Raw genomic sequence first — 6635 nt, 5'->3', positions numbered from 1 at the left:
GATATATATTTAAGTAATAGCGATTGCGGGTTAGACTTTATTGAGTATCTTCGGCAATACAATATCAATATACCTATTATCGTTATCAGTGGTTATCAAGATACTGAATATTTATTACGTTCAATTCGGTTAAATTTAGCTGCATACTTAATTAAACCTATCACTTATGATGCTTTGATTGAAGCACTTTGTTTGTGCAGTAAAAAATTATATGTAAATAAAACGAACATGTATCGACGATTGGTAAAAAATGATTGGATTTATGATATATCGACGAAATATTTGATCAAGGATGATGTGTCTTACAGACTGAATAAAAAAGAGGTGTTATTTATCGAAATGGTTTTAGATAATAAGAATTCAGTAATTACTAAAGATATGTTTTATGAACATGTTTGGGAATTTAAAGAGATGAGTGATGCAGCCTTAAAAAATTTTATTTTGCGTATGAGAAAACGCTTTGGTAAAGATTTTATTACGGTCATTAATAATATAGGGTACAGATTCGTTTTCTATTATTGCATAGGACTTGCATTATGGGGAAAAAGTCACAGTGTTCATAGTTGCCTATTAAAATATAATGTATCATGAAATGCAGATATACAATAATAATGCGATTATTTTGAGACTTTTTTTCAGTAGTATCCCGAAAAATTTATAAGACTGGGAATTATATATGGCTAATCAAGAATTGCGTTTTGATTCAAATACATTTATTGTTTCAAAAACTGATCTAAAAGGGAAATTAACCTATGGAAATGCGCTGTTTATAGAGCTTTCTGGATATTTGGAAAAAGAATTATTAGGCCAGCCTCACAATATTTTGCGTCATGAGGATATGCCTGCTGTAATTTTCAAACTGTTATGGAATCGTATCAAAGAGGGAAAAGAGATTTTTGCCTATGTCAAAAATAAAACCAAAGAGGGGAATTACTACTGGGTATTTGCCCATGTGACCCCATCGTTTAATGATGCGAGACAAATAACCAACTACCATTCGGTACGACGAACCCCGTCTGAAAAGGCACTTGAATTTATAAAACCTCTCTATGCAACATTGCTGCAAAAAGAAAAGTACGGAGGAATCGCAGCTTCTGAAGCTGCGTTGAACCAAATCCTCAATGAACGCGGCGTATCGTACGACGAATTCATTCTTACGATTTAAACCTCAATTCCGTATTGTTTGATTTTGTATCCGATCTGGCGGGCACTCATCCCTAACGCACGGGCTGCTTTGGTCTGAATACCGTGTGAATCGATGAGCGCTTGGATGATCGATTCTTTCTCCAGCTCCTGCAACGTTTTTTTCGTCATCGGTGCGGACGAAGTATGCGATTCATAGCTGTGCGTTGGTGATTGCGGCATCGATGCCATAGGTGATGGAGCCGGTTCGTTTTGCATATAGAGTTTTTGATAGTTAAACGGCAATACATGCGCCAGCATCTCCGGCTGAATCTCTCCATCCGGACAGATCAGAACAATCCGCTCCATCGTATTTTGAAGCTCGCGGATATTTCCCGGCCATGGATAATCCAGGAGCAACTCCATCGCCCCTTTGGTGAAATGCATATTTTTGCGATGTTCTTTCATAAATCGGTGGAGATAGTGTTCGATCAACAGTTTGACGTCTTCGTAACGTTCCCGCAGAGGCGGTAGATTGATCGGAATGACGTTGAGACGGTAAAAAAGATCTTCCCGGAATTCCCCTTTTCGTACCATCTCTTCGAGATTTCGGTTGGTTGCGGCTACAAGTCGCACATTTGTTTTGATCGTTTTCGTTCCACCGACTCGTTCAAACTCCTGCTCTTGCAAAATACGGAGCAATTTCACCTGTAATGCGGGGGTAATATCCCCAATTTCATCGAGGAACAGTGTCCCCCCGTCTGCGAGTTCAAATCTTCCTTTTCGCATCTCTCTCGCATCGGTGAATGCACCTTTCTCATGACCGAATAGCTCGGATTCGAGCAATGTTTCACTGATCGCGGCACAGTTGAGTTTGATAAAGGGACCGTTCTGACGTCGGCTGAGATTATGGATAGCGGTTGCGATCAGCTCTTTTCCGGTTCCGGTTTCTCCACGAATGAGAATGGTGGCATCGGTCGGAGCTACAGTATTGATCATTCCGAACACTTGTTGCATACGGGTCGAACGTCCGACTATGTTTTCAAAATTGTAATCTTTTTGCATCTCCTCTTTGTAATAGGTTTTGAGCTCAGAGAGGGACTCTTTTTCTTTCGTGATGGTTTGTTGGACTTTGAGTGCTCCGACGAACAATGATCCCACAATAGTGAGCATACGGACGATTTCATCGAAATTGAGTGGGCTGTTTTTTCCGATATTGGCGGATATGACTCCAATGACCTCATCCTCTTGCAACAGTGGTACGGCGACATAGGAGACCATTTGGGTTGAGATATTTCCCATTTTGTTTAGATAATTGATATTGTTATGAATATTTTCGATTACGATCGGTTCTCGGCTTTTTGCCGCCAATCCGGTTGCTCCTTCGCCGAAACGGTAGGTCGCCATTTTCTTTTGATAGGGTTCGAGATCGATAGAGTTGAGAAGCTCCAATTCATCAGCATCCTCTTTTTTGCGAAAGAGGGCACATCGTTCCAAATAACCGTGTTGTTTGAGACGGCGCATCGCTTTTTCGACACTCTCATTGATCTCTGTTGTGCTGGTGAGCAATACCGCAATCTCATAAAGAAGATTGATCTCTTTGTAGGCAAACGTCAAGCTGCAGGTTTGACACTCTTCACGATTTGGGATGTTGGCTTCATAGGTCATCATTTCTTTATCTTTTTTATAAGTTAATCAGTATTTTAGTATAAAAATATACAGCTAAAAAAGTTTTAGTTGAGTAAAAAATAATCAGTTTGCAAGAATCGATTTTGCATATAGGCACAAAACAACTCTAAGGAGAGATTATGCAGATCACGGTACATGGGACACCGACACAGCTGGAAGGCAAAAATATGACGATAGGCAGAGAAGCTCCTGCCGCACGTGTGAGCAATCTGGATGGAAGTCAGAATGTGATCGGAATGATCGCACCTACTGCACAGCTTTTGATAGCGATACCATCACTAAAAACCGAAGTATGTTCGTTGGGGGCAAAGAAATTCAATGATCTAATCAAGCAGTTTAAAAAACTCACTACGGTTATGATTACAACGGATGATCCGGAGTTTGTGAATGATTTTGTTGCTCGCGAGGGGATAGATAGTGCGAAAATCGTGATCGATACGGCGCGTGACTTTGCGAAAAAATACGGTATTTTGATCAACGAAGGGAAACTCAAAGATCGTTTGGCACGTGCGGTATTTGTTATCGATCAAGAGGGTATGATCAGCTATATAGAAGTCGTGAGCGAGATTACCGATGAAGTAGATTATGATAAATGTATCGAAGCGGTAGATAATGCGGCAAATTTCAAGAAAAAAGGGCATGAGCATGAGAATTGGATGGGTGCTTGAGCGCAAGGAAATGTAATGGTAGAGCAATACATAACATGGCTGAAAGATCGTTGCTTTCATCCGGATGCACTCGAAGAACGGGGTTTTAACGGAAATACGCCTTTGTTGCTTGCGGCGTTAGAAGCCAATGCAATGATGGTTTCTCGATTGATTGAAGCCGGTGCTGATCTGTATGCCGTTAATGATGATTTTAATGGTGTTTTGTTTAATGCCGCCTATGGGGGTTCTGTAGAGATTATACGCCTATTGATTGAAGCGGGAGCGGATATCGATGATATCAACGAAGAAGGGACAACGGCTTTGATGTACGCGGCTTCGGCATCGCGTTTGGAGTGTGTTCGAATCTTATTGAGTCTCGGTGCCAATCCGCATCTTGAAAATGAAGATGGATTTAGTGCGCTTGAATTGACCACGAATCGTGAGATATTCAAGGTGTTACGCAGTGCGTGAACAGACGCTTCTTTCTGTCGAATCGGTTGCGTCACGTTCTACGTATCTTGATTGGAACACGCAACCATCCATTTTTAAACGCTACCCCCATTTTTGTCACCGAATAAAACTCTCTGAGCATCCACAATTATACTGGCTTCAGCAGACTCGCTGTGTTAGCAATCATACGATCATTGCTCCTCATAGCGATTATTATCGGTTGAATGTACCGTCAGCCGGAAATTTGCACCCTATCGAAATCTATGTCCAGCTTCGCAATATTGAGGGGATAATGAGCGGTATCTATCATTTGGATGTTGTGATGGGAGAATTGGTGCTGATCGCTGAGATCGCTTCTGAGGGTATAGAACGCTATGTAGGGGTTCAAGAGCGTTTTAACGGTGCAATAGTGATGATATCTTTGATCTCTTTTCGTTCGTTTTGGAAATATGGTCTACGGGGATGGAGATATTTGTATCTGGATTTAGGGCATCAAATCAGCGCATTGGGAATGTCAGTCCATCATTTTGGAAAGAGAGTGACAAAAATGTCTCCGATGGCAGAGTTGAACACCATTATGGGGTTTGGCGATGATGAGGTCATAGGGGCGGTATACGGTATCGGTGAAATAAGTGAGCGTAACGTCAAAACTCTCACAAAAGCCTTGATACATGTATCACCGTGTGATTATACGCACATCGATAATCCGCTCAATGCCATTGTACGTTCTGAAAAAATCTATCGTGAGATACCTGAAATCAAATCGTATGCATCTTTTATCGAGTGCAATATGAACCGGCGCAGCGCTAGAGTATTTGATCCTACGGCGATGAGTGATGTTTCGATTCTGGCTCTTTTGAGATTGAAGCCTCCAAAAACGCTTGACATCATCGGAATTGTTTTGCAAGCACAGAGTATGCAACCAGGGGTATATCGAGAAGATGTCTGTATTAAAAGCGGAGATTTTTTGGCTGAAAGTGTCCATTTACTTTTAAACCAGCGTTTTATTGCGAGGGCGAATATGGTACTATTGATTACAGCTGAGAATTTTAGTGCCTCAAATCATGTTGATGCCGGGATATATGCGCAACAACTCTATCTGGAGTGTGAGACATACGGTGTCGGATGCAGCGGAATCGGAGCTTTTTATGACGATGAAGCTGCACAATGGTCAAACTATCCGTTACTGTATGTAGTAGCGATCGGAGGAAAAAGATGATAATCGGGATTCCAAAAGAGATAAAAAAAGATGAATTTAGAGTCGGAATGACACCTTCTGGCGTGGCGCAGCTGTGTCGAGCGGGACACAGTGTGCTGGTGGAGAAAGGTGCGGGTGAGGGGAGCGGGTTTGAGGATACGCTTTATGCCGATGCCGGCGCAGTGATATGGGAAAATGCCGATGATGTGTATGGCGGAGCCGATCTTATTATCAAGGTTAAAGAACCTATAGAGGTGGAATACAGTCGTCTTAAAGAGAACCAGATTCTTTTTACCTATTTGCATTTAGCGGCAGATAAAAGACTCACAGAAGTATTGTGTTCCAAAAAAATAACAACGTTCGCGTATGAAACACTCCGTATTGGACATAGGCTGCCCCTGCTTGAGCCGATGAGTGAAATCGCAGGCCGTATGGCTGCGTTATTCGGTTCGATCCATTTGGGACGCTATTATGGAGGGAGCGGCAGATTATTGGGTGGATCGGTAGGCGTTGAGCCTAATCATGTTGTCATTTTGGGTGCGGGGATAGCAGGCAAAGCCGCAGCGGCAGCAGCTGCAGGTTTAGGTGCGGATGTCGTGGTATTTGATATCAATAGCGAACGCTTATCGTACCTAAGAGATGTTATGAGCCCAAAGATCACTTTTTTACACTCTAGCTACGAGGCAATATTGAATAATATTAGAAATGCTGATCTTGTGATAGGGACGGTTTTAATACCGGGAGCGAAAGCACCAAAACTGATCACTCGGAGTATGCTCAGTGTGATGAAAAAAGGCTCAGTGTTGGTCGATGTATCCATTGATCAGGGGGGATGTTTTGAAACGTCGCATCCTACCACTCACTCAGAGCCTACATTTGAAGTGGATGGGATAATTCACTATTGTGTTGCCAATATGCCGGGGATGTATCCGCGTACCTCAACGATTGCTCTTACTGACGCAACACTTCCCTATGCGTTAAAAATTGCTTCTACACCATTGAATGTATTGCTCAATGAGGATACCTATCGGAGCGCACTCAATACCTATAATGGTTCGGTTACCAATCAAGCGGTTGCGGAAGCACACGCATTAGCCTACAAGGCATTGGAATGAATGAGATCGAAAAAGCGAATGAAATCTTGGCAATTTATCGGTTTTATAATATGGATGGAAAACTTTACCATTACGAAGAAGATGAGCGATTAGATGAACTCTTTGTCGCTATTGTACAGGCAATCAATGATTGCGGTGTTTTGAAGCCTTTTTTGCCGAAGGAGGAATTCGTCGTTCCTTCCAAAGGCTGGCTGAATCATGACCCGTCTTGGCTTCAGCGATTTGAACATCACGATACGCGCGCTTTTTTCCTGAGTGATATCTATGATTTTTTGAAACTATTTACGGGGAAAATAAGATTGCGGGTTAATTAGTTCTTTGAAGTTAAAAATCATTATTTTTATCTATTTTATTATTTTTTCAATTACCTTGTCATAAAATGAAAAAAGAAGCTATATTATGATCAAAATGTAA

The 6635-nt window shown here is 41.7% G+C and carries 8 protein-coding genes; 7 read left to right on the top strand and 1 reads right to left on the bottom strand.

The features are described from left to right. Together CJD30_RS11150 and CJD30_RS11145 are read left to right on the top strand one after the other, a co-directional pair. A partial coding sequence (locus tag CJD30_RS11150; protein ID WP_294919110.1) for a winged helix-turn-helix domain-containing protein occupies positions 1-591 on the top strand: 591 nt, incomplete at its 5' end. A gap of 85 nt (positions 592-676) precedes the next feature. Further along, positions 677-1165: a PAS domain S-box protein gene (locus CJD30_RS11145; RefSeq protein WP_294919109.1), complete on the top strand. Its 489-nt coding sequence runs from the start codon at positions 677-679 to the stop codon at positions 1163-1165. Here the strand turns inward: CJD30_RS11145 and nifA are convergent. Further along, a complete protein-coding gene (gene nifA / locus CJD30_RS11140) occupies positions 1162-2793 on the bottom strand; it encodes a nif-specific transcriptional activator NifA (protein WP_294919106.1) in 1632 nt (543 codons plus the stop codon). The genes CJD30_RS11145 and nifA overlap by 4 nt on opposite strands. Before the next feature lie 137 nt (positions 2794-2930). Between nifA and CJD30_RS11135 the strand changes: the two genes are divergently transcribed. Genes CJD30_RS11135 through CJD30_RS11115 form a run of 5 tightly spaced genes read left to right on the top strand, consistent with a single transcriptional unit; the run spans position 2931 to position 6535 of the window. Further along, complete coding sequence (locus CJD30_RS11135; protein ID WP_294919104.1) at positions 2931-3479, top strand: redoxin family protein; 549 nt, start codon at positions 2931-2933, stop codon at positions 3477-3479. 15 nt (positions 3480-3494) lie between these two features. Then, a complete protein-coding gene (locus CJD30_RS11130; protein ID WP_294919101.1) occupies positions 3495-3929 on the top strand; it encodes an ankyrin repeat domain-containing protein in 435 nt (144 codons plus the stop codon). Beyond that, positions 3922-5127 carry a nitroreductase family protein gene (locus CJD30_RS11125; RefSeq protein ID WP_294919100.1) on the top strand — a complete coding sequence of 402 codons (1206 nt, stop codon included), beginning with the start codon at positions 3922-3924 and terminating at the stop codon, positions 5125-5127. Before CJD30_RS11130 ends, CJD30_RS11125 begins: the two co-directional genes overlap by 8 nt. Next, entirely contained in the window at positions 5124-6221 is a 1098-nt protein-coding gene (gene ald, locus CJD30_RS11120) for an alanine dehydrogenase (RefSeq protein WP_294919097.1), read from the top strand. Before CJD30_RS11125 ends, ald begins: the two co-directional genes overlap by 4 nt. Further along, a complete protein-coding gene (locus CJD30_RS11115; protein WP_294919094.1) occupies positions 6218-6535 on the top strand; it encodes a hypothetical protein in 318 nt (105 codons plus the stop codon). Before ald ends, CJD30_RS11115 begins: the two co-directional genes overlap by 4 nt. Positions 6536-6635: the final 100 nt, after the last annotated feature.

The sequence above is a fragment of the Sulfuricurvum sp. PD_MW2 genome, assembly GCF_002633015.1.
Classification (GTDB): Bacteria; Campylobacterota; Campylobacteria; order Campylobacterales; family Sulfurimonadaceae; genus Sulfuricurvum.
The sequence above is the reverse complement of the archived record's forward strand: the minus strand, read 5'-3'. Positions and strand labels throughout refer to the sequence as shown.

Excerpts from the sequence above, each read along its gene's own strand:
- CJD30_RS11145 (WP_294919109.1), top strand. The coding sequence starts at position 677 with ATGGCTAATCAAGAATTGCGTTTTGATTCAAATACATTTATTGTTTCA.
- nifA (WP_294919106.1), bottom strand. The coding sequence starts at position 2,793 with ATGATGACCTATGAAGCCAACATCCCAAATCGTGAAGAGTGTCAAACC.
- CJD30_RS11135 (WP_294919104.1), top strand. The coding sequence starts at position 2,931 with ATGCAGATCACGGTACATGGGACACCGACACAGCTGGAAGGCAAAAAT.
- CJD30_RS11130 (WP_294919101.1), top strand. The coding sequence starts at position 3,495 with ATGGTAGAGCAATACATAACATGGCTGAAAGATCGTTGCTTTCATCCG.
- ald (WP_294919097.1), top strand. The coding sequence starts at position 5,124 with ATGATAATCGGGATTCCAAAAGAGATAAAAAAAGATGAATTTAGAGTC.
- CJD30_RS11115 (WP_294919094.1), top strand. The coding sequence starts at position 6,218 with ATGAATGAGATCGAAAAAGCGAATGAAATCTTGGCAATTTATCGGTTT.